Annotated in this window: 14 protein-coding genes and 1 pseudogene; 11 read left to right on the top strand and 4 right to left on the bottom strand. The window is 70.3% G+C overall.

Going from position 1 to position 19,826, the window contains the following annotated elements; all coding sequences use genetic code 11:
• Positions 1-98 precede the first annotated feature (98 nt).
• Together AC0699_RS14515 and AC0699_RS14510 are read left to right on the top strand one after the other, a co-directional pair.
• Positions 99-1,028 carry an SDR family oxidoreductase gene (locus AC0699_RS14515; protein WP_478659751.1) on the top strand — a complete coding sequence of 310 codons (930 nt, stop codon included), beginning with the start codon at positions 99-101 and terminating at the stop codon, positions 1,026-1,028.
• 84 nt (positions 1,029-1,112) lie between these two features.
• Positions 1,113-1,508 carry a TOBE domain-containing protein gene (locus AC0699_RS14510; RefSeq protein WP_478659750.1) on the top strand — a complete coding sequence of 132 codons (396 nt, stop codon included), beginning with the start codon at positions 1,113-1,115 and terminating at the stop codon, positions 1,506-1,508.
• Between the two features lie 13 nt (positions 1,509-1,521).
• Here the strand turns inward: AC0699_RS14510 and AC0699_RS14505 are convergent, their stop codons facing one another.
• Entirely contained in the window at positions 1,522-2,955 is a 1,434-nt protein-coding gene (locus AC0699_RS14505) for a PucR family transcriptional regulator ligand-binding domain-containing protein (RefSeq protein WP_478659749.1), read from the bottom strand.
• A gap of 227 nt (positions 2,956-3,182) precedes the next feature.
• On the opposite strand from AC0699_RS14505, the gene AC0699_RS14500 reads away from it, so the two are divergent.
• The 7 genes and pseudogenes from AC0699_RS14500 (at position 3,183) to AC0699_RS14470 (ending at position 9,439) form a co-directional block, all read left to right on the top strand.
• On the top strand, positions 3,183-4,016 hold the full coding sequence (locus tag AC0699_RS14500) for an FAD binding domain-containing protein (protein WP_478659747.1): 834 nt from the start codon (positions 3,183-3,185) through the stop codon (positions 4,014-4,016).
• Positions 4,013-4,882, top strand: a pseudogene (locus AC0699_RS14495) ((2Fe-2S)-binding protein); the annotation flags it as partial. The gene AC0699_RS14500 and the pseudogene AC0699_RS14495, both read left to right, overlap by 4 nt.
• Positions 4,874-5,254, top strand: a complete 381-nt coding sequence (locus AC0699_RS14490) for a molybdopterin cofactor-binding domain-containing protein (protein ID WP_478659959.1) — start codon at positions 4,874-4,876, stop codon at positions 5,252-5,254. The pseudogene AC0699_RS14495 and the gene AC0699_RS14490, both read left to right, overlap by 9 nt.
• A gap of 147 nt (positions 5,255-5,401) precedes the next feature.
• Positions 5,402-5,911, top strand: coding sequence for a molybdopterin-dependent oxidoreductase (locus tag AC0699_RS14485; protein WP_478659745.1), 510 nt, complete (start codon positions 5,402-5,404; stop codon positions 5,909-5,911).
• Positions 5,912-6,088: 177 nt separating this feature from the next.
• Entirely contained in the window at positions 6,089-6,481 is a 393-nt protein-coding gene (locus AC0699_RS14480) for a TOBE domain-containing protein (RefSeq protein WP_453657605.1), read from the top strand.
• A 102-nt stretch (positions 6,482-6,583) separates the two neighbouring features.
• A complete protein-coding gene (gene modA, locus AC0699_RS14475) occupies positions 6,584-7,393 on the top strand; it encodes a molybdate ABC transporter substrate-binding protein (RefSeq protein WP_478659743.1) in 810 nt (269 codons plus the stop codon).
• A gap of 87 nt (positions 7,394-7,480) precedes the next feature.
• On the top strand, positions 7,481-9,439 hold the full coding sequence (locus AC0699_RS14470) for an ABC transporter permease (RefSeq protein ID WP_478659741.1): 1,959 nt from the start codon (positions 7,481-7,483) through the stop codon (positions 9,437-9,439).
• Between the two features lie 117 nt (positions 9,440-9,556).
• On the opposite strand, the gene AC0699_RS14465 is transcribed toward AC0699_RS14470, so the two are convergent.
• A complete protein-coding gene (locus AC0699_RS14465) occupies positions 9,557-13,639 on the bottom strand; it encodes a molybdopterin-dependent oxidoreductase (protein ID WP_478659957.1) in 4,083 nt (1,360 codons plus the stop codon).
• A 395-nt stretch (positions 13,640-14,034) separates the two neighbouring features.
• Positions 14,035-14,265 carry an Lrp/AsnC ligand binding domain-containing protein gene (locus AC0699_RS14460; RefSeq protein WP_478659739.1) on the bottom strand — a complete coding sequence of 77 codons (231 nt, stop codon included), beginning with the start codon at positions 14,263-14,265 and terminating at the stop codon, positions 14,035-14,037.
• 426 nt (positions 14,266-14,691) lie between these two features.
• Here AC0699_RS14460 and AC0699_RS14455 point away from each other — a divergent pair, with 426 nt between their 5' ends.
• Together AC0699_RS14455 and AC0699_RS14450 are read left to right on the top strand one after the other, a co-directional pair.
• Entirely contained in the window at positions 14,692-15,258 is a 567-nt protein-coding gene (locus tag AC0699_RS14455; RefSeq protein ID WP_478659737.1) for a nucleoside deaminase, read from the top strand.
• Positions 15,259-15,932: 674 nt separating this feature from the next.
• Positions 15,933-17,936 carry an ABC transporter ATP-binding protein gene (locus AC0699_RS14450; RefSeq protein ID WP_478659735.1) on the top strand — a complete coding sequence of 668 codons (2,004 nt, stop codon included), beginning with the start codon at positions 15,933-15,935 and terminating at the stop codon, positions 17,934-17,936.
• 306 nt (positions 17,937-18,242) lie between these two features.
• Here AC0699_RS14450 and AC0699_RS14445 read toward each other — a convergent pair whose 3' ends face one another.
• Positions 18,243-19,688: a glyceraldehyde-3-phosphate dehydrogenase gene (locus tag AC0699_RS14445; RefSeq protein ID WP_478659733.1), complete on the bottom strand. Its 1,446-nt coding sequence runs from the start codon at positions 19,686-19,688 to the stop codon at positions 18,243-18,245.
• Between the last annotated feature and the right edge of the window lie 138 nt (positions 19,689-19,826).

The raw sequence follows: 19,826 nt of genomic DNA, 5'->3' as shown, positions 1-19,826 counted from the left end.
TGACTGACATCGCATGTTAACGTCGATGTCAGTCACTGACATCAGTCGACCGTCGCGCACCCAGCGCCCTGACGGTTGACTCACATGGAGGTCTTCGCATGCGCGTTTTCGTCACCGGCGCGTCCGGCTGGATCGGCTCCGCCGTCGTCCCCGAGCTCATCGGCGCGGGTCATCAGGTCGTCGGGCTCGCCCGTTCGGATGCCTCAGCCGCCGCCCTGGCCTCGGCAGGGGCCGAGCCGGTCCGCGGCACTCTCGACGATCTCGAAACCCAGCGGCGCGCGGCGGCCGCATCGGACGGCGTGATCCACCTCGCGTTCAAGCACGACATCGCTTTCTCGGGGGACTTCGAGGGCGCCGCCGACGCCGACCGCCGCGCCGTCGAGGCGATCGGCGAGGTACTTGCGGGTTCTGACCGGCCGTTCGTGATCGCCTCCGGGACACCTGTGGAACCCGGGCGTTCGGCGACCGAACGCGACGGGCACAGCCTCCCGGCCACGGCGGCCCAGGGTGACGGCCCGCAGACCCGGGCCGCCACCTCCGGCTGGGCGCTCTCCCTCGCTTACCGTGGCGTCCGTTCGTCCGCTGTACGGCTGCCTCGGACCGTTCACGGCGAAGGAGACCACGGCTTCATCGCGGCCCTGGTCCGCATCGCCCGCGACAAGGGCGTCTCCGGCTACATCGGCGACGGGACCAACCGCTGGCCCGCTGTACACCGCCTCGATGCCGCACACCTCTTCCACCTCGCACTGGAGAAGGCCCCGGCGGGATCGACGCTGCACGCCGTCGCAGACGAGGGCGTGCCCATCCGTGACATCGCCGAGGTCATCGGCCGCCATCTGAACCTGCCGGTGGTCTCCGTCTCTCCCACGGACGCAGGCGAGCACTTCACCTGGCTGACCGCCATCCTCGCGGGCGACCAGCCGGCCTCCAGTGCCCTGACCCGCGAGCTGATGGGATGGCAGCCGGCACAGCCGGGACTCATCCACGATCTCGACAAGGGCCACTACTGCCACGGCCCGTCCGCCTGATCGACGCACCTGATGGTTACGTACCGTCCACCGTGCACCGATGCCCGGGCGGGCAGGCGTGGGGCCCTGGCTTAGAGTGCGGATGTGCCGTCGTACAGCATTGGTCAGGCAGCAGGGCTGCTGGGTGTGAGTTCGGAGACCGTTCGCCGGTGGGCGGACGGCGGACGGCTGCACATGGACCGGGACGGCTCGGGGAACCGGATGATCGACGGGGTGAGCCTGGCGGCGTTCGCGAAGGAGCGGGCTGCGGGCATGCATCCGGTACCGGACTCGGTGTCCACCTCCGTGCGCAACTCGTTCACCGGGATCGTGACCGCCGTCCATGTCGGCGACGTGGCCGCGCAGGTGGAGATCCAGTCCGGTCCGCACCGGCTGGTCTCACTGGTGACCCGGGAGTCCGTCGACGAACTCGCCATCGCCGTCGGAGTCACCGTCACGGCGAGGGTGAAGTCCACGAACGTCCACATCGACCTGCCGTGAACGACGGGGCGTATCAGGGGCGTATCAGCGGCAGAGCATCGCGGCACGCAGGTCGAGTCTGTCGTCGAGGTGGGAGAGGTCGCGTCCGGTCAGGGCTTCGACGCGCTGGATGCGGTAGTGAACGGTGTTCACGTGCAGATGGAGGGCCGCGGCGGTCCTGGCCCAGGAACAGTTGTGCGCGAGGAAGACCTCGAGCGTTTCCAGCAGCATGCCGTGCGGAGCGCGTCCACCCTGCAGCAGCGGGCCCAAGTTCCTGCTGACGTACGCCGCACGCACGTCGCCGGGGACGCCCGCGAGGAGTGACTCCAGGGTGGAGAGGTCCTCGACAGCCGTCGCACGGGCGGTGTGCGGCGCTGTGGCACGGGCGGCAGTCATGGAGCAGGGTCCACGCCGCGCGCAGTCGGGCCATCATGTCGTCGTCGGCATCGGCGCGGACGACCCCGGTCGCCTCGCCGTCAGGGCCCTGCCCGACCGCGAAGGACACGGAGGGGAGGTGGCTCAACGCCTCCGTGAGTGCGGCGCCGCTCTCACGGTGCCCGTCGGCCTCCGTCCTTGCGACGACGACGCGGTAGGGCCCTTGGCTCGGGAGGCCGCACGAGCGCAGCGCGTTGTCCACGGCGTTCGTGTCCGGTGCCGAGGCGCCGATCAGGGCGATGAGGTCGTCGAGTGCCTTCCGGCCCCCAGCCTGACGCCGGTCGTGATGGTGGCGGTGCTGAGCGATGACTTCGGCGATCTCGTGAAGGACGCGCGGCGGGGCCTCGTCAGCTCCTGGAAGGTGGAGGTGCCAGGCGTCGTAGGGGGTGCCGTCGGCCTGGATGCGCAGCGTCGTGCCGGACGTACCGTGCAGGCTCTTCGCGGCCTGTTGGGCGGTGAGCACCGGGGCGGAGACGGTGCCGGCGACGGTGCGTCCGCTGCTGCTGAGGAGGTAGCAGGGCGGCGTACCGAGGTGGGCGAAGGCACGGTCCAGCAGCTCGGCCGGTGCCGCACCGCGCTCGAGCAGCCGGCCGAGTTCGCTGCGCACATTCTCCGGCAGCGCGTAGTGGGGCGCGGGGCGGCGGCTGAGGTCGCCCCACCGGCGTAGATAGACGGACTCGGTGATGGCCCGGAAGCTGGTCTGCGCGGGCACGGCGAGCAGCGGTATCCGCTGCCGGCGGCAGGAGTCGACGAGATGCCCGGGGACCGTGCCGTGCGTTTCCTCGCCCGCGAGGAGTGCGGCCACGCCGGCGGTGCGCAGCGCGGAGACGAAGCGATCGATCTTGGCGCGGCTGTCGTCCGGGGTCCACCACACCAGTCCGCTGAGGACGATCTCGCCCGGCTGCAGAAATCTGGCCGGGTCCTCCAGGTCCGTGGCGGTGACTCCGCTGATCTCCCGGCCGAGCAGGGGCTCGTCGGCCCAGACCAGAGCGATGTCGAGGCTGTCGAGCCGGAGGAGATCTTCGATGTGCATACGGTGCTCCTTGCGCGCTGCGGGACCACCCCGCATCTCACATTCACTAGGCGATTGCGAGCCAGCACATCGTAGATGCACAGGACTTTCCACTGAAATCCTCTTGGCTGATCCTCCAGCTCACAGGTGACCGCGGTGGAGGATTTCCGTGCGCCGGACCAGTCGTCCTCGGCCCCCTCCGCGGGCTTCACTGACGGGGAAGCAGTGGCCGAGAGGCATGGGGAGACATGGACCTGAACACGGTTACGGACGTGCTCGACGCGCGTCGTCGTGAGCCTTGGCGACCGGGCGACGCATGGCTGGGCGGGGGGACGTATCTGTTCTCCGAGCCGCAGCCGCAGCTGCGGCGCCTGGTGGATCTGAACCGCATGGGCTGGGAGCCGATCGGGCACCGGGAGGACGGAGCGCTGGAGATCGCGGCGACCTGCACCATCGCCCAGCTGTCCCGCTTCGGCCGGACGCTCCGGGCCGAGGCGGCGCCGTTGGTCGAGCAGTGCTGCAGGGCCTTCCTGGCGTCTTTCAAGATCTGGAACATGGCGACGGTCGGGGGGAATCTCTGCAACGGCCTGCCGGCCGGACCGATGATCTCGCTGACCGCCGCGCTCGACGGGGAGTGCCTGCTGCAGGCCCAGGACGGATCCCGGCGGGGAGTCAAGGTCACCGACTTCATCACCGGCGCGGGCCGCAAGGACCTCGGCGAGGGCGAGCTGCTCCGGTCCGTCACCCTGCCGGCCCGGTCGCTGGGTTGCCGTACGGCATTCCGGCAGGCGTCGCTGTACGGGCTCGGCCGCTCGGGTGTGCTGGTCATCGGCGCCCTCGATCCGGTGGACGGCTCGATGGCGGTGACCCTCACCGCGGCGACGGTACGACCTTTCCGTCTCTGGTTCCCGCTGCCTCCGGACGAAGGGGAACTGCGGAGCGCGATCGAGTCGGCCGTCGGCGACGACGACTGGTTCGACGACATCCACGGACTGCCCGAATGGCGCCGGCACATGGGCTTCCTCTTCGCCGAGGAGGTCCGGCGCGAACTCACCCGGCTTCCCCAGGACGGTGCGCGATGAACTTCCATCTCCAGGTCAACGACCAGCCCTTCGACGCCGAACCGCGCCCGGGCCAGTGTCTGCGCACATATCTGCGCGAGCGCGGCTGGTTCGGTGTGAAGAAGGGCCGCGACGCCGGGGACTGCGGGGCCTGCACCGTCCACGTGGACGGCGAGCCCGTGCACAGTTGCCTCTATCCGGCGCTACGGGCCGAGGGCCGCAGCGTCACCACCGTCGAGGGCCTCGCCTCACCGGAGGGGGAACTCCACCCCGTCCAGCAGAAGTTCCTCGATGCCCAGGGCTTCCAATGCGGCTTCTGCACCGCCGGTTTCCTGATGACGACCGCGGCCCTCGAGGCCGAGCAGGGCACCGACCACGACGACGGCAAACTCGACGACCTTCCCCGGGCTTTCAAGGGCAACATCTGCCGCTGCACGGGCTACCGCGCGATCGAGGACGCGGTGCGCGGCGTCAAGCACACCGAACGGCCGTGCGCCGGCAAGGCGGTCGGCAAGAGCCTCGGCGCCCCGGCCGGCCCTCAGGTCGTCACGGGCACCGCCCGCTACACGTTCGACATCGAGGTCCCCGGGCTGCTGCACATGAAGCTGCTGCGCTCCCCTCACGCGCATGCCCGCATCGTCGCCATCGACGTCTCCGCCGCGCTCCGGGTACCGGGGGTGCACGCCGTCCTCACCCACGAGGACGCCCCTGAGCGCCTGTACTCCTCCGCCCGTCACGAACACCCCACCGAGGACCCCGACGACACCCGGGTCCTCGACAGCACCGTCCGCTACGTCGGCCAGCGCGTCGCCGCCGTCGTCGCCGAGAGCGAGCAGGCCGCCGAGGAAGGCTGCCGGCGCATCGGGGTCACGTACGTCATGAACCCGATGCAGTGCCGGGGCCAGGTCGAGGGCGGCGTCGCCCAGGCGCTGGGCGCCACCCTCTTCGAGAACGTACGCGTCGACGAGCGTGGCGAGGTCACCACGGCGGCCTTCCGCCGCTACCGGCTCCCGCAGTACGCCGACATCCCGCGCACCGAGGTCCATTTCATGGAGACCGCGGACGCCATCGGCCCGCTCGGCGCCAAGTCGATGAGCGAGAGCCCCTTCAACCCCGTCGCCCCGGCCTTCGCCAACGCCCTGCGCGACGCCACCGGGATCCGCTTCACCGAACTGCCCGTCACCCGGGACCATCTCTGGCTCGCCCTCGATCGCCGTGCCCGTGCCTCGGCCACGGAGGACCGGAGCCTTGGCGCATAGACCTGGAAGATGCCCCCCGTCATTCGTAGCAAGCTCACAATCGCAAGGGGATACGGGCCTCGGGGCCCGCAAACACGATTCTCCGGACCGACGGTCGGGTATCACTGGGCGCAGTCATGCCGCACCGACCGCCCGAAGGGGAATCCGATGAGTCGACTCAGCGCCCCGGCCGATGCACGTGCCGCCCGGACCAGATCCTTCGCCGTGTGCGGCGACGTGGCGGAGCCGGCCACGCTGACCGTCGCGGACCTGCGGCGGAACTGGGAGCAGCACCGGGCCGATGTGATCTTCGACTGCGCCACCAGCGGGCCGCAGCACCACACGTTCCGGGGCCCCCTGCTGCGCGAGGTCGTGAGCGACGCGCGCCCGGCCTTCGACCCCCGGCGGCGCAAGGACCGCTCCCGCTTCCTGCTTTCCGTCAGCGGCGACGACGGCCACCACGCAGTGCTGTCGTGGGGGGAGATCGACGCCGATTTCGGAAACTCGCCCGTGCTGCTGGCGACCCGCCTGGACGGCGAAGACCTCGACGTCGAGGGCACCCAGCTCGTCGTACCCTCCGACCGCTGCGGCGCGCGCTACATCAGCGCGGTCACCAGCATCTGGATCGGCACCTGCCGCCTGCCCGACGCGGTCGTGGACACGCGCCGGGACTCCTGAGTCCGGCCGCTCGCGGATTCCGGCTCCGTCCGGTTCGAAGCGCGGCCTCCCGCCTGTGCACCGCAGCGACACCAGCACACAGATCAGCTGGACCTTCCTCCTACTGGACTGGCATCTGCGATGGATAATCACACCTAGAGTTGCAGATGCCAGGTCAATGGCTCTAGCGTGGCGCGTATGCAGTCCTACACCATCGGACAGGCGGCACGGTTGCTGGGCGTCAGTCCCGACACCGCGCGCCGCTGGGCGGACGCCGGCCGGGTCGCGACCCATCGCGACGACAGCGGTCGCCGCCTCATCGACGGCCGGGACCTGGCCGCCTTCTCCATCGAGGTCGCCCAGGGCGGCGGCGAGGACGACGCCTCCTACACGTCGGCGCGCAACGCCTTCCCGGGCATCGTCACCGCGGTCAAGCTCGGCGACGTCGCGGCCCAGGTCGAGATCCAGGCAGGCCCGCACCGGCTCGTCTCGCTGCTGACCAGGGAGGCCGTGGAGGAACTGGGCCTCGAAGTCGGCATGCAGGCCACCGCCCGCGTGAAGTCGACCAGCGTGCACATCGACCGCACCTGACCCCTTGCACAACCAAGCGGCGTCGCCCGTCACCGGCGCGGCTCATCACCATCCCGCTCGGACGGCGCCAAGCCGGCCATGTCCCCAAGGAGTCCCACCCTCATGTCCCGCACCTTCACCAGACGCCGCGCCGCCGCTGCCGTACTGACCGCCGCCCTCCTCGTCCCGCTTGCCGCCTGCGGCAGCGACGACTCCAAGAAGGACGGTGCCGACGCAAAGACGACCGAGTCCGCGGCCGGAGCTTCCAAGGCCGACCTGACGGTGCTGGCGGCCGCTTCACTGACCGACGTCTTCAAGACCGCCGGCGCCGCGTACGAGGCGAAGCACCCAGGCACGAAGATCACGTTCTCCTTCGCCGGGTCGCAGGAGCTGGTCGCCCAGGTCAAGCAGGGCGCCCCGGCCGACGCGCTCGTCACCGCGGACACCAAGAGCATGGACAGCGTGAGGACGGACACGGGCACCCCGGCCGTCATCGCCAGGAACCGCCTCGTCATCGCCACCGTCGAAGGCAACCCGCACAAGGTCGACGAGCTCAAGGACCTCGCGGACACGAAGCTGAAGGTCGTGCTCGCCGCCCCCGAGGTGCCGGCCGGCAAGTACAGCAAGAAGATCCTCGACGCCCAGAAGATCACGGTGAAGCCGGTCTCCCAGGAGCCGAACGTCCGCGCCGTGCTGAGCAAGGTCGAACTCGGTGAGGCCGACGCGGGTCTCGTCTACAAGACCGACGCGCAGTCCGCCACGGACAAGGTCGACGCCGTCGAGATCCCGGACGCGCAGAACGCCATCGCCGCATACCCGGCCGCCACGCTGAAGCAGTCCAAGAACGCGGAAGCGGCCGCCGCGTTCGTTGCCTGGCTGTCCTCGCCCGAGGCACAGAAGATCCTCCAGGACGCGGGCTTCCAGCAGCCGTAGTCCCGGCGACTGCCCTGAGGGGGCTGCCCGTTCCCGGGGAACGGGCAGCCCTTCCCCGTCCGTCACCCGCGTCCCAGGGATGCCCCGTTGAAACGAACCCGCCGTCGCACACCGGGCCCCCGCACCCCGGTCACCCTGGCGATCCCCGCCCTGCTGGCGGTGGCGTTCCTGCTGCTGCCGCTGATCGGAATCCTGGTACGGACACAGTGGGGCGAACTCGCGGACCATCTCACGACCCCCGGGACCACCCAGGCGCTGCGGCTCTCCCTGCTGGTCTCGTTCTGGGCACTCGGCCTGTCGCTGCTCCTCGGCGTGCCGCTCGCGTGGCTGCTGGCGCGCGTCCCGTTCCCCGGCAAGGCGTTCGTCCGGTCCCTCGTACTGCTGCCGATGGTCCTGCCGCCCACCGTCGGCGGAGTCGCGCTGCTGCTCGCCTTCGGCCGGCGGGGTCTGCTCGGCCCCTGGCTGGAGGACACCTTCGGGATCACCCTGCCGTTCCACACCTCTGGTGCCGTCCTCGCCGCGACCTTCGTCGCGATGCCGTTCCTCGTCATCAGCCTCGAAGGCGCGCTGGGCGGACTGCGCCCCCGCTACGAGGAGACCGCCGCGTCCCTGGGCGCCTCGCCGGTCCGGGTCTTCTTCACCGTCACCCTGCCCATGGTCGCCCCGGGCCTCCTGGCCGGCGCGGCCCTCACCTGGGCACGCGCGCTGGGCGAGTTCGGCGCCACCATCACGTTCGCCGGCAACCTCCCCGGCACCACACAGACGCTGCCCCTGCAGGTCTACCTGCTGCTCCAGGAACAGCCCGAGGCGGCGACGTCGGTCTCCCTCCTGCTGCTCGCCATCGCGATGCTCGTCCTCGTCGCCCTGCGTGGCCGCTGGGGCGTCGCACCCGCTGCCCGCTCGCACGTACCCGTGCCCCCGGCCGACGAGGCCGAACCGGGTGTGACCCGGGCACCCGTCCCCGTCCTCGTCCCCGAGCACACCGACACACACGATGCCGTTGCGCAGGAGCGCTGGTCCCTGCACGCCGACGTCACCGGGTTCAACCGGCTCACACTGGATGCCGAACCGGGCACCACCGTCGCCGTCGTCGGTCCGAACGGCGCAGGCAAGACCACGCTGCTCCGCGCACTCCTCGGACTCACCCCACGCGCCCACGCCGAACTCCGGCTCGGCGACAGCGACGTCACCGACCTGCCGCCGCACCGCCGCCATGTGGCCTGGGTCCCGCAGGACGGCGCCCTCTTCCCGCACATGAACGCCCTGGCCAACACCGCATACGGGCTGCGCGCCCACGGAGTCCCGCGCGCCGAGGCCCGCCGCAGCGCCCAGGAGTGGCTGGACCGGCTCGGCGTCGGACACCTCGCGCACCGCAGACCGGCCCAGGTCTCCGGCGGTCAGGCACAGCGCGTCGCGCTCGCCCGCGCGCTGGCCGCACGCCCCAGGCTCCTGCTGCTCGACGAGCCGCTCGCCGCACTGGACCAGACCACCCGCGCCCATGTCCGGCACACCCTCCGCCGTCATCTCGACGGCTTCGGCGGCGTCTGCCTGATCGTCACCCACGACCCCGTCGAGGCCGTCGCGCTCGCCGACCGGGTCCTCGTCCTCGACGACGGACGTGCCCTGCAGGACGACCCACCCACCGAGGTGACCCGGCACCCCCGCTCCCCCTGGGTCGCCCGGATGCTCGGCCGCAACGCCTGGCCCGGCACCGCCACCGCCGACGGCATCCAACTCACCGGCGGCGGAACGCTCATCGTCGCCGAGCCGCTCCCGGTCGGCACGAACGCCCTCGCGATCATCGCGCCGGAAGCCGTCGCCGTGCATCGCGACAAGCCCGCCGGCAGCCCCCGCAACGTCTGGCCCGGCACCGTGCGCGAGATCACCGGCAGTGGAAGCCGGCTGCGCATCCTGATCACCTCGGACCAGGCCCCGGACCTCGTCGCCGAGATCACCCCGCACGCTCTCGCCGAACTCGGCCTCACCGACGGCGCTCCCGTCTGGACGAGCGTCAAGGCGACCGAGGCGACCGCGGTGGCCCTCTGAGCCGGTCCCGTCGGACGCGAGCCGGGCGGACGGTGACCAGCGGGACCAGCGGGACCCGGACGCCCTGGCCGCCGCCGGCCGCGCGCTCCCGATGGACCGACGCGGGTCGGCAGCGGATCAGTAGACGTCGCGAACGTACCGCTTGTCGGCGGCGAGCTGCTTGACGTACAGAGCCGCTCGGTCCTCATCGAGGCCGCCGTGCGTGACGGCGATGTCGCGCAGCGCCCGGTCGACGTCCTTGGCCATCCGCGCGGCATCGCCGCAGACGTAGAAATGGGCGCCGTCCTGGAGCCAGGCCCAGAGCTGGGGGCCGTGTTCGCGCATCCGGTCCTGCACATAGACCTTGGCTCGCTGGTCGCGCGAGAAGGCGGTGTCGAGCCGGGTCAGAGTGCCCTCGGCGAGGAAAGCGGTCAGTTCGTCCTCGTAGTAGAAGTCGGAGGCACGGTGCTGTTCGCCGAAGAAGAGCCAGTTGGGGGCGCGGTGGCCGCGGGCCCGGCGCTCTTCGAGGAAGCCGACGAAGGGTGCCACCCCTGTCCCCGGGCCGACCATCACCATCGGCGTCCCGGGGTCCGCAGGAGGCCGGAAGTGGGGGGAGCGCTGGACGAAGACCGGCACCGCGGCGTCGGGCACGGCGTCCGCGAGGAACGGCGAGCACACGCCCTTGCGGGGACGGCCGTGGACGTTGTCGTAGCGGACGACGGAGACCGTCAGCGACACCTGTCGGGGGTCGGTGAGCGGGCTGGACGATATCGAGTACAGGCGAGGCTGCAGGCGTCCCAGGATTCCGGCCCACTCCTGTGCCGTGGCACGGACCGGATGCTCGGCGATGACGTCGACGGCCTGGCGGCCCCAGGACCACCGGGCGAGCTCCCCCTTGTTGTCGGGGCGCAGCAGCTTCTTCAGATCGCGGTCGCCGGTGCGCTCGGTGATGAATCCCAGGAGGGCGGGAGTGAGCTTGGTGATGTCCAGGTGGCGGTGCAGGGCGTCGGCCAGCCCGACCTCGCCGATGTCGTCGACGCCGACGGGGGCGGAGGGGTCGAGTCCCGTGACGGCCAGCCATTCGGTCACGAGGTCGGGACAGTTGACGGGGAGCACGCCGAGTGCGTCGCCGGCCTCGTAGACGAGCGGAGTCCCGCTGTCCCGGGTGTCGAACGTGAACCGTCGGACCTCCTTGCCCGACCCCGGGAGGCTGAGGAGCCGGTTGCCGGTCAGACGGCCGGCGGCCGGGGCCGGCTTCGACCTGCGGACGGGTGCGGCAGCCGGGGCGGGAGCCGCACCGCTCGCCGGCTGTCCGGTGAGGTTGGTGAGGACCTGCTCCAGCCAGGCGTGGGCAGAGGGCTCGTAGTCGGGTTCGCAGTCCGTGCGAGGAGCCAGACGTACGCCCCCCAGCTCGTCCAGGCGCCGGTCCAGCCGGCGACCGTGGCCGCAGAAGTCGTCGTACGAGGAATCGCCGAAGGCGAGCACGGCATAGCGCCGGCCGTCCAGGCGCGGTGTGTCGGGCGCGGACAAGGCGTCCCAGAACCCGGAGCCGTTGTCGGGGGCGTCGCCGTCGCCGAACGTACTGGTGATCAGCAGCAGGTCGGCCGTGGCGGGCAGAGCGCGAGGGTCCGTGTCGTCCATGCCGATGAGCGCGGGCCGGTGCCCGGCCGCGGAGAGCCGGTCGGCGGTGGCAGCGGCGAACTCCTCGGCGTTGCCGGTCTGCGAGGCCCACAGCACGACCACTTCACGACCGGGGGAAATGGCTGGAGCCGTGGATTCCTCGGTGGTCCGCGGGGCCCTGGAGTACATGCCGGCGAGCACACCGTTCACCCATCGCGCGTGCTCCTCGCTGAACGGCGCACCGGGCGGCAGGACGGGAACACCGGGCGCGCCCGATTCCAGCCCGGCGAGGAAGCCGACGAGGTACTGGCGTTCGTGTTCGGCGAGCACCGGCGGCGGCGTGCTCGCCAGCCCGAACACTCCTGCGGCGCCCGGGGTGACGGCGGTCGGCACGACGGCCGTCGGCTCCACGGCGGTCGCCGGCTCGTCGACGGTCGCCGGCTCCACGGCGGTCGCCGGCTCCACGGCGGTCGCCGGCTCCTCGGCGGGAGCGACGACGGGCACGGACGTCCCGGCGGCCGGAGCGGCGGCCTTCGCCAGTGTCACCGCGCACACCTTGAACTCGGGCTGGAAGGAGATCGGATCCACGGCGTCGCTGGTCACGGCGTTGATACTCAGGTACTCGCCGAACAGGTCGTTCCAGTGGAACGGCGCGAAGCAGCAACCCGGGCGCACCCGGTCGGTGATGACGCCGGGCAGCACGGCCCGGCCGCGCCGGGAGGCGACCTCCACCGAGTCGCCCTCCGCGATCCCCAGCCGCTGCGCGTCGTCCGGGTGGAGCTCGACGAAGGGCGCCGGGTTGAGCTTGTTGAGTCTGGGGACCTTTCCGGTCTTGGTGAGGGTGTGCCACTGGTGCTGGAGCCGACCCGTGTTGAGGACGAACGGGTAGTCGTCGTCGGGCATTTCCGCGGCGGGGATGTGCGGGCGGGGGAAGAAGACCGCGCGTCCGCTCGCCGTCGGGAACACCGGCCCGCCGTCGTCGCCCAGGTAGCGGACGGGGTTGCGGTCCGGGCCGTCGGCGCTGGCGGCCGGCCACTGGACGGGCGTCCCGCGCAAGCGCTCGTAGGTCACGCCCCGCAGGTCGTATCCGGTCTTCGGGTTCGCGGCGCGCTTGATCTCCTCGAAGACCTCCTCGGCGCTGCCGTAGGAGAAGGCGTGCTCGTAGCCCATCTCGCAGGCGACACGGGCGATGATCCGCCAGTCCGCGAGCGCCTCCCCCGGCGGATCCACGGCAGGCTGGGCGAGGGTGAGGTTGCGCTCGCTGTTGATCAGCACGCCTTCGGACTCGGTCCACAGGGCGCCGGGGAGCACGACGTCGGCGTAGGCATTGGTCTCGGTCTCGGCGAACACGTCCTGGGTGATGACGAGTTCCGCCGCCTCCAGACCCTCGATGACCGTCTTGCGATTGGCCACCGAGGCGACCGGGTTCGTGCAGATGATCCAGCACGCCCTGATCTCGCCGTCCGTCATGCGCTGGAACATCTCGACGGTGCCCTTGCCGGATCCGTCCTTGCGTACGGTGCCGGGCTCCAGTCCCCACAGCTCCTCGACGAAGGCACGGTCCTCGTCCACGAGCACCGACCGCTGTCCGGGCAGGCCGGGCCCCATGTAGCCCATCTCGCGGCCGCCCATGGCGTTGGGCTGGCCGGTGAGCGAGAACGGGCCGCTGCCCGGGCGGCAGATCGCGCCGGTCGCCAGATGCAGATTGATCAGTGCGTTGGTGTTCCAGGTGCCGTGGGTGGACTGGTTGAGACCCATGGTCCAGCAGCTCATCCACTCCCCCGCACCGCCGATCCACTCCGCCGCGCGGCGGATGTCGGCCTCCGGGATGCCGGTGATCTCGGCGACGGTCGAGGGCGGGTAGTCCGCGACGAACTCCCGCATCCCCTCCCAGCCTTCGGTGCGCTCCGCGATGAAGCCGCTGTCCGTGCACCCGTTCTCCACCAGCAGATGCAGCAGGCCGTTCAGCAGAGCCAGGTCGGTCCCCGGCTTGATCTGCAGAAAGAGGTCGGCCTTGTCGGCGGTGGCGCTGCGCCGCGGGTCGACGACGATCAGCCTGGCCCCGGCCTTCACCCGTTCCATCAAACGCAGGAACAGGATCGGGTGGCAGTCGGCCATGTTGGAGCCGATGACGAAGAAGACGTCCGCGTGCTCGAAGTCCTGGTACGAACCGGGCGGGCCGTCGGCGCCCAGGGACAGTTTGTAGCCGGTGCCGGCGCTGGCCATGCACAGCCGGGAGTTGGACTCGATCTGGTTGGTGCGGATGAAGCCTTTGGCCAGCTTGTTCGCCAGGTACTGGGCCTCCAGGCTCATCTGCCCGGACACGTAGAGCGCGACGGCGTCCGGGCCGTGCTCGTCGATGATCGCCCGCAGCCGCCGGGCCGTCCGCGTGATCGCCTCGTCCGCACCGACGGGTACGGGCTCGGCGCCGCGCTCGGGCCGCATCAGTGCGGTGGTCAGTCGGCCCGGGGCGGCGAGCATGTCCGCCGTCGTCGCGCCCTTGGTGCACAGTCGGCCGGAATTGGCGGGGTGGGCCTTGTCCCCCGATGCTTTGAGGACCTTGCGGCGTCCGTCCGGACCGGACGCGATGTCGAGCACCATCCCGCAGCCCACACCGCAGTACGAGCAGACCGTCCGCACCTGGGATACGGCCGTCGGCGAGTCCTGTGGGGGCACCGGATGGCCTCTCTGTCGATCGAACGTGCCCTCGACGGTATGAAACACCCATTACGTCGATGTGACCCCGGCCGCTCGTGGGTGGTAACGCTCGTCACACACCCCCTGGAGCGGCGATGTGAGGATCAGCAGAGTCACGCATGCGCCATGGGGCGGGCTGATGTCGGCGTACGACGCGGCTGATGCCGGCGTACGACAACGACGGGTTGCCGACGCGCGCCGCCCTCCGGCCCGTGGTCGGCTCGCTGAGTTCGTCGGTGACGAAGACGACCTTGGCTCCGACCGCGCCGCCCCCTCCACGAGGAGCGCGCCCGCCGCCGTCAGGAAGCCGACTTCACGATCTTCATCGTGAAGTGCGAGGTGACGTTCTTGATGCGCGGGACGGTCATGACGCGCGTGCTGAGGAAAGCCTCGTAGGCGGCCAGGTCGGCGACTGCCACGCGCACGAAGTAGTCCGGGCTGCCGAACAGCCGGCGCAGCTCCCGGACCTCCTCGGCCTCCCGTCCGTCCTGCTCCAGCTCGGCAATGATTGCCCGGTCTGTGGCATCCATGGCAAGAAGGTTGCACCAGAGACGGTCTCTCAAGCAACATTTCCGCCGGTGTCCACCTGACCTTCGGCCGCCGCGCGATCTTGAGCGTCGGCATCGGTACGGCGCTCTACGTCGCCCTCGTCAATGCCCTCTGAACCCTGGTTTCCGAGGCCGGACCGCCGGGAGCCGGCGTCGGCGTCGGCGTCGGCGTCGGCCTGCTGATGATTCCGGGGTTCGAGCGACGCCGCGCCGAGACCGGTCAGACCCTCGTCCGCGCGGCCCGGCAGATCCTCGCCGAGACCGGGACCGCAGCCGGGAACACGACGGCTTCGGCCCCATCGGAGCCACGGCTTGCACCGACACCCGCATGGAGTAGCGTAATTACAAACGGACTTACGGGCCAATCTGGGGGAAATTACCCATCCGTCTCCGAGCGGAGGTTTCGCCATGGGGCACAGGGAGTTTGTGGAAGAGGCGGTGCGGCTGGCCATCGAGTCGGTCGACAAAGGCTGGGGCGGGCCGTTCGGCGCCGTGATCACCCAGGACGGCGAGATACTCGCGCGCGGCCAGAACCGCGTACTCCTCACCGGAGACCCCACCGCGCACGCCGAAGTGGAAACCATTCGCAAGGCGATCGCGCGCCTCAACCCCGAAGCCCCCTCCATTTCGGAGGATCACCAGAACGAGAGCACCCTTGAGTACGTACCCCGCCCCGACTGCTCTCCCGACCCGGTGAGCGAGCGAGCCCGGATGCTCCAGGGATGCTCGATCTACATCAGTGGCGCTCCGTGCCCGATGTGCATGAGCGCCATCTACTGGTCGCGCATCGACGCCGTCTACTTCGCCAGCGACCTCGATGCCACCCGGGAGATCGGCTTCGACGACGCCTATCAGTACGAGGACTTCCAGAAGCCGATGGACCAGCGACGCATCCACGTCGAGCAGCTCTACCCGGAGTTGGGCGCGAAGGCGTACTCGGCGTGGACGAACAAGCCCGACCGGCACCCGTACTGAGGGGACGTACGGACACCTGACGGCGCGCCCCTCCGTGGAAGCGGACCGCGGCGCCGGCGGTGCGGCGCAACCCGAACCCTTCTGAACGCGGCGCGGCAGACATCGTCTGCCGCGCCGTTCGCATGACGGCGTGTGAGTCTTCGCCCCCCGGAGGAGCGATCCGCGGCCTGGCGAACGCGCTGAGTCCGCAGTCCCGTCGGCGGGCCGACAGCCCCTGACCACCGAGCGCCATGGCCGTGAACCGCAGGATCGGGTTCGGGGACACGGGCGACCGGGCGTAGTCACGTCCCGTATGGGTGCCGTCCTGGTGGGAGGCGCTCATTCCCGGCCGGACCAGCGCAATACCTCGATGGTGTGATCCGATCTGTTCGAGTGTCCCCCGGCGCCCACCGGCCAGCCACCCGTTGCCCTCCCCTGACCACTGGAACATACGTCCACGATCTGCCTCCTCTTCACCCGTTACGGGGCGCAATGGGGGCCGTTCTTAGAGCACGTGTACTCATCGCCCACCCTTCTGGAGTTGTCGTGAATCCCGTGCCCATACCCGTGAATGACCCCGCCGCGTTCGAACAGCACCGGGCGGTCGACCTGTCCCCACGCCCGTTCGGACGCAGTGTTGACGCTGTCGCCCGCGGTGTCCGCCGCTCATCACGACCGGATACGAGGTGGGGGGCATGACGCAGGAAACGGAGCTGCAGACCGCCTCGCCCGAAGAGGTGTCGGAGTCGGAGCGGCTGTTGTTCGGGGGCGAGCTGGCGTACGACATCGGCTGGTCCCGGCACCAGGGAGCATGGCTGGGCCTGGACTTGTGGGCGATGGCCCGCACGCTGCCGAAGCTGATCGGCACCGCGGTGCGGCTGGCTCACCAGGCCGACGCGCGGGCGCTGCGCAGGGTCTGGATCTCAGAGGTGGGACGGGGCATCGTGCAGGCCGTCGGGCTGGTGGCGGTCAACTCGGTCCTGGGGCATCTGCTCGCCGACGGGACGTCGACCGAGCGGCTGTCGAGGGCGGTGCCCGCACTGGCGGTGGTGGCGGTTGCCGCGTTGCTCGGGTCGCTGCTGCGGTCGGTGTCGACGGCGGCCACAGGGGCTCTGGAGCCGAAGGTGCAGAGGGTGGCGACCGAGCGGTATCTGTCGCTGGTCGCCCGGGTGGAACTGTCCGCGATCGAGGACGACGACTTCCACCGGCTGCTGGACTCCGCGGGATACGGCGCCGATTCGGCCCGGCGGATGGTCAAGTACTGCACGGCGGTGCTCAACTCGCTCATCTCGCTGGTGGCAGCAGCCGGTGTGCTGACCGTCCTGCACCCCCTGCTGCTGCCGCTGCTGGTGGCGATGACGCTGCCGAGCGCCTGGAGCTCGCTGACGATCGCCAAGATGCGCTACATCTCCTTCCACCAGTTCGTGCAGCACGCAAGGGCAGGCCAGTTGCTCGGCCGGCTGCTGATCGACCAGCAGGCCGCCGCCGAGGTTCGTGTTCACGACGTCGGCCCGTTCCTGCTGGCCCACTTCCGGGGCATGGCCGAGACCAGCGAGCGGGAGCAGACCCGGCTGGCCCGCTCGGCCGCCCGCAAGGGGCTGATCGCGGACGGTGCCACCGGCCTCGCCACGATCGTCACCTATGGCGTGCTGGGGGTTCTGCTGTGGTCCGGCAGCATGGAACTGTCGGTGGCAGGCACCGCGGTCCTGGCCATCCGCACCGGTTCCGCCAGCCTTGACCAGCTCGTGCTGCAGATCACCGACCTTCATCAAGAGGCCCTGTTCGTCGCCGACTTCGAGACGCTGTGCCAGGAAGCGGTCCAGCGCGCCATTCCCACGACGGGTCTCGACCTGCCCGAACGTGTCGACGAGATCCGCTTCGAGAAGGTCACGTTCACCTATCCCGGCAGCACCCAGCCGGAGCCGTCCTTGCGCGAGGTGGACATCACCATCCCGGCAGGAAAGATCATCGCCTTGGTCGGGAGCAACGGGAGCGGGAAGTCGACACTGGTCAAGCTGCTGAGCGGGCTCTACCGTCCGGATCCCGGCGGCGGCCGGATCCTGTGGGACGGGGTGGATGCGGCCGAGGCGGACCGGTCCCAGATCTTCGGGCGCGTGGCCATGGTCGCGCAGGACTTCTACCGCTGGCCGTTCACCGCGCGGGTCAACATCGGCATCGGCCGTTCCGGCGAACCGCTCGACGACGTGGGCATCGAAGCGGCCGCCGCCTATGCCGGCGCGGACCAGGTCCTCGAAAAGCTGCCGCGCGGCCTGAGCACACTGCTGGCCCGCGGCTACCGGGGCGGGCACCAGATCTCCGGCGGCCAGTGGCAGCGCCTGGGCATCGCCCGCGCCCGCTACCGCAACGCCGACGTGCTGATCGTGGACGAGCCCACCAGTGCCCTGGACGCGGTCGCCGAACAGCGGGTGTTCGACCAGATCCGCGACCTCGCCGGCGAGGGCCAGACGATCGTCCTGATCACGCACCGGCTCCACTCCGTGCGCCACGCCGACCTGATCTACGTCCTTGACCACGGGCGGGTGGTCGAAGCCGGTACCTTCGACGAGCTCATGCACCCACGCACCGGCACGGGGGCGTTCCGCGACGCCTACCTGCTGCAGTCCCGCGCCTACCAGCACACCGTCCCCGCCCAGAACGACGGGGCCATGGACGACGAGCGGGCCGGAGGACTCGCGTGAGTCCCCCGGGCGGAGGCGGGGATCACGACAATCGCCGCTCCCTGCCGCTCGCGCCCCGGCCCGCGGCTGTCCCCGGCCCCGCTGTTTCCCGAGCCCACCGACCCGAAGGCGGTCTGCACATGCCCGCAACCACCAACAGCGAGATCGGCTGGACCTGACGCCGGTCCGGCGGGGCATGCCGGGTCATTGCGCTGCCGGCGGCGGCCGGCGGGTGGCGGTGGGGGAGCGACCGGATGCCCATCGGACCGGCTGCCGCCCCACCGCCGCCCCGCCTGCCGGGACACCGGATCGGACAGTGCGCCGGGGTCAGACCACCGGGGCCGGGTAGGTCGGGTACTCCACGCCGGAGACGTGCTGGACGACGCGGATGACCTGGCAGGAGTAGCCGAACTCGTTGTCGTACCACAGGTACAGGATCGCGTTGTCGCCGTCGACCTTGGTGGCACCGGCGTCCACGATGGAGGCGTGGCGCGAGCCGACGAAGTCCATGGAGACGGCGTCGGGGGCGGTGGTGAAGTCGATCTGGCGCTTCAGCGGCGAGTGCAGCGAGACGTTGCGGAGGTAGTCGAGGACCTCCTCGCGGGTGGTCTCGCGGCCCAGGCGCAGGCTGAGGATGGCGATCGAGACGTCCGGGACGGGGACGCGGATCGAGCTGCCGGTGATCGGGGCCTTGAGGTCCGGCAGCGCCTTGGCGACGGCGGACGCGGCACCGGTCTCGGTGATCACCATGTTGAGCGGCGCGGAGCGGCCGCGGCGGTCGGCCTTGTGGTAGTTGTCCAGCAGGTTCTGGTCGTTGGTGAACGAGTGGACGGTCTCCACGTGACCGCGCAGCACACCGTACTCGTCGTCCATGGCCTTCAGCGGCGGGACGATGGCGTTGGTGGTGCAGGAGGCGCAGGACAGGATCTGCTCGTCCGGCTTGATCGTGTCGTGGTTGACACCGTGGACGATGTTCGGGACGTCGCCCTTGCCCGGGGCCGTCAGGACGACCTTGTCGATGCCGGGGCGCAGGTGCTTGGAGAGGCCCTCGCGGTCGCGCCACTTGCCGGTGTTGTCGATGAGGATGGCGTCCTTGATGCCGTACGCCGTGTAGTCGACCTCGGAGGGGTCGTTGGCGTAGATCACGCGGATCGCGTTGCCGTTGGCGATGATCGTGCTGTTCGCCTCGTCGACCGTGATCGTGCCCTGGAACTGGCCGTGGATGGAGTCGCGGCGCAGCAGCGAGGCGCGCTTGACCAGGTCGGCCTCGCCGCCCCCGCGGACGACGATGGCGCGCAGGCGCAGGCCGTTGCCGGAGCCGGACTTCTCGATCAGCAGGCGGGCGACGAGGCGGCCGATGCGGCCGAAGCCGTACAGGACGACGTCGCGGCCCTCGCCGCGCTCGATCTTGTTGGCACCGGTGGCGCCGGCGACGGCCTCGGCGGTGAACGCCTCCACCGACAGTCCGCGGTCGTCGGTCCTGTACGTCGCGGCGAGCATGCCGATGTCGATCTGGGAAGGGCCGAGATCGAGCGTGGTGAGCGCCTGCAGGAACGGCAGCGTCTCGGTGACCGAGAGTTCCTCACCGGCGATCTGCCGGGCGAATCGGTGGGTCTTGAGGATGCTGACCACCGACTTGTTCACCAAGGAGCGGCTGTGCAGCAGGACCGTGACGTCCCGCTCCCGGTGCAGCTTCCCGATGATGGGGATCATCGACTCCGCGATCTCCTCGCGGTTCTTCCAATTGGTGAACGAGTCGTCATTGACAGTCACAGGTTTATCTTTCGAGCTAGGCGGCGCTCACATGCTAACCCGCCGCCAATTTGATCATTCAAGCGGTACACCTGAGCGGGGCGCCGCAATCGAACCAATAGCCACCAAAGGAGAGAAATGGGCTGATCCGGACAGCTG

It is taken from the genome of Streptomyces sp. NPDC043870, assembly GCF_056435785.1.
The sequence above is the reverse complement of the archived record's forward strand: the minus strand, read 5'-3'. Positions and strand labels throughout refer to the sequence as shown.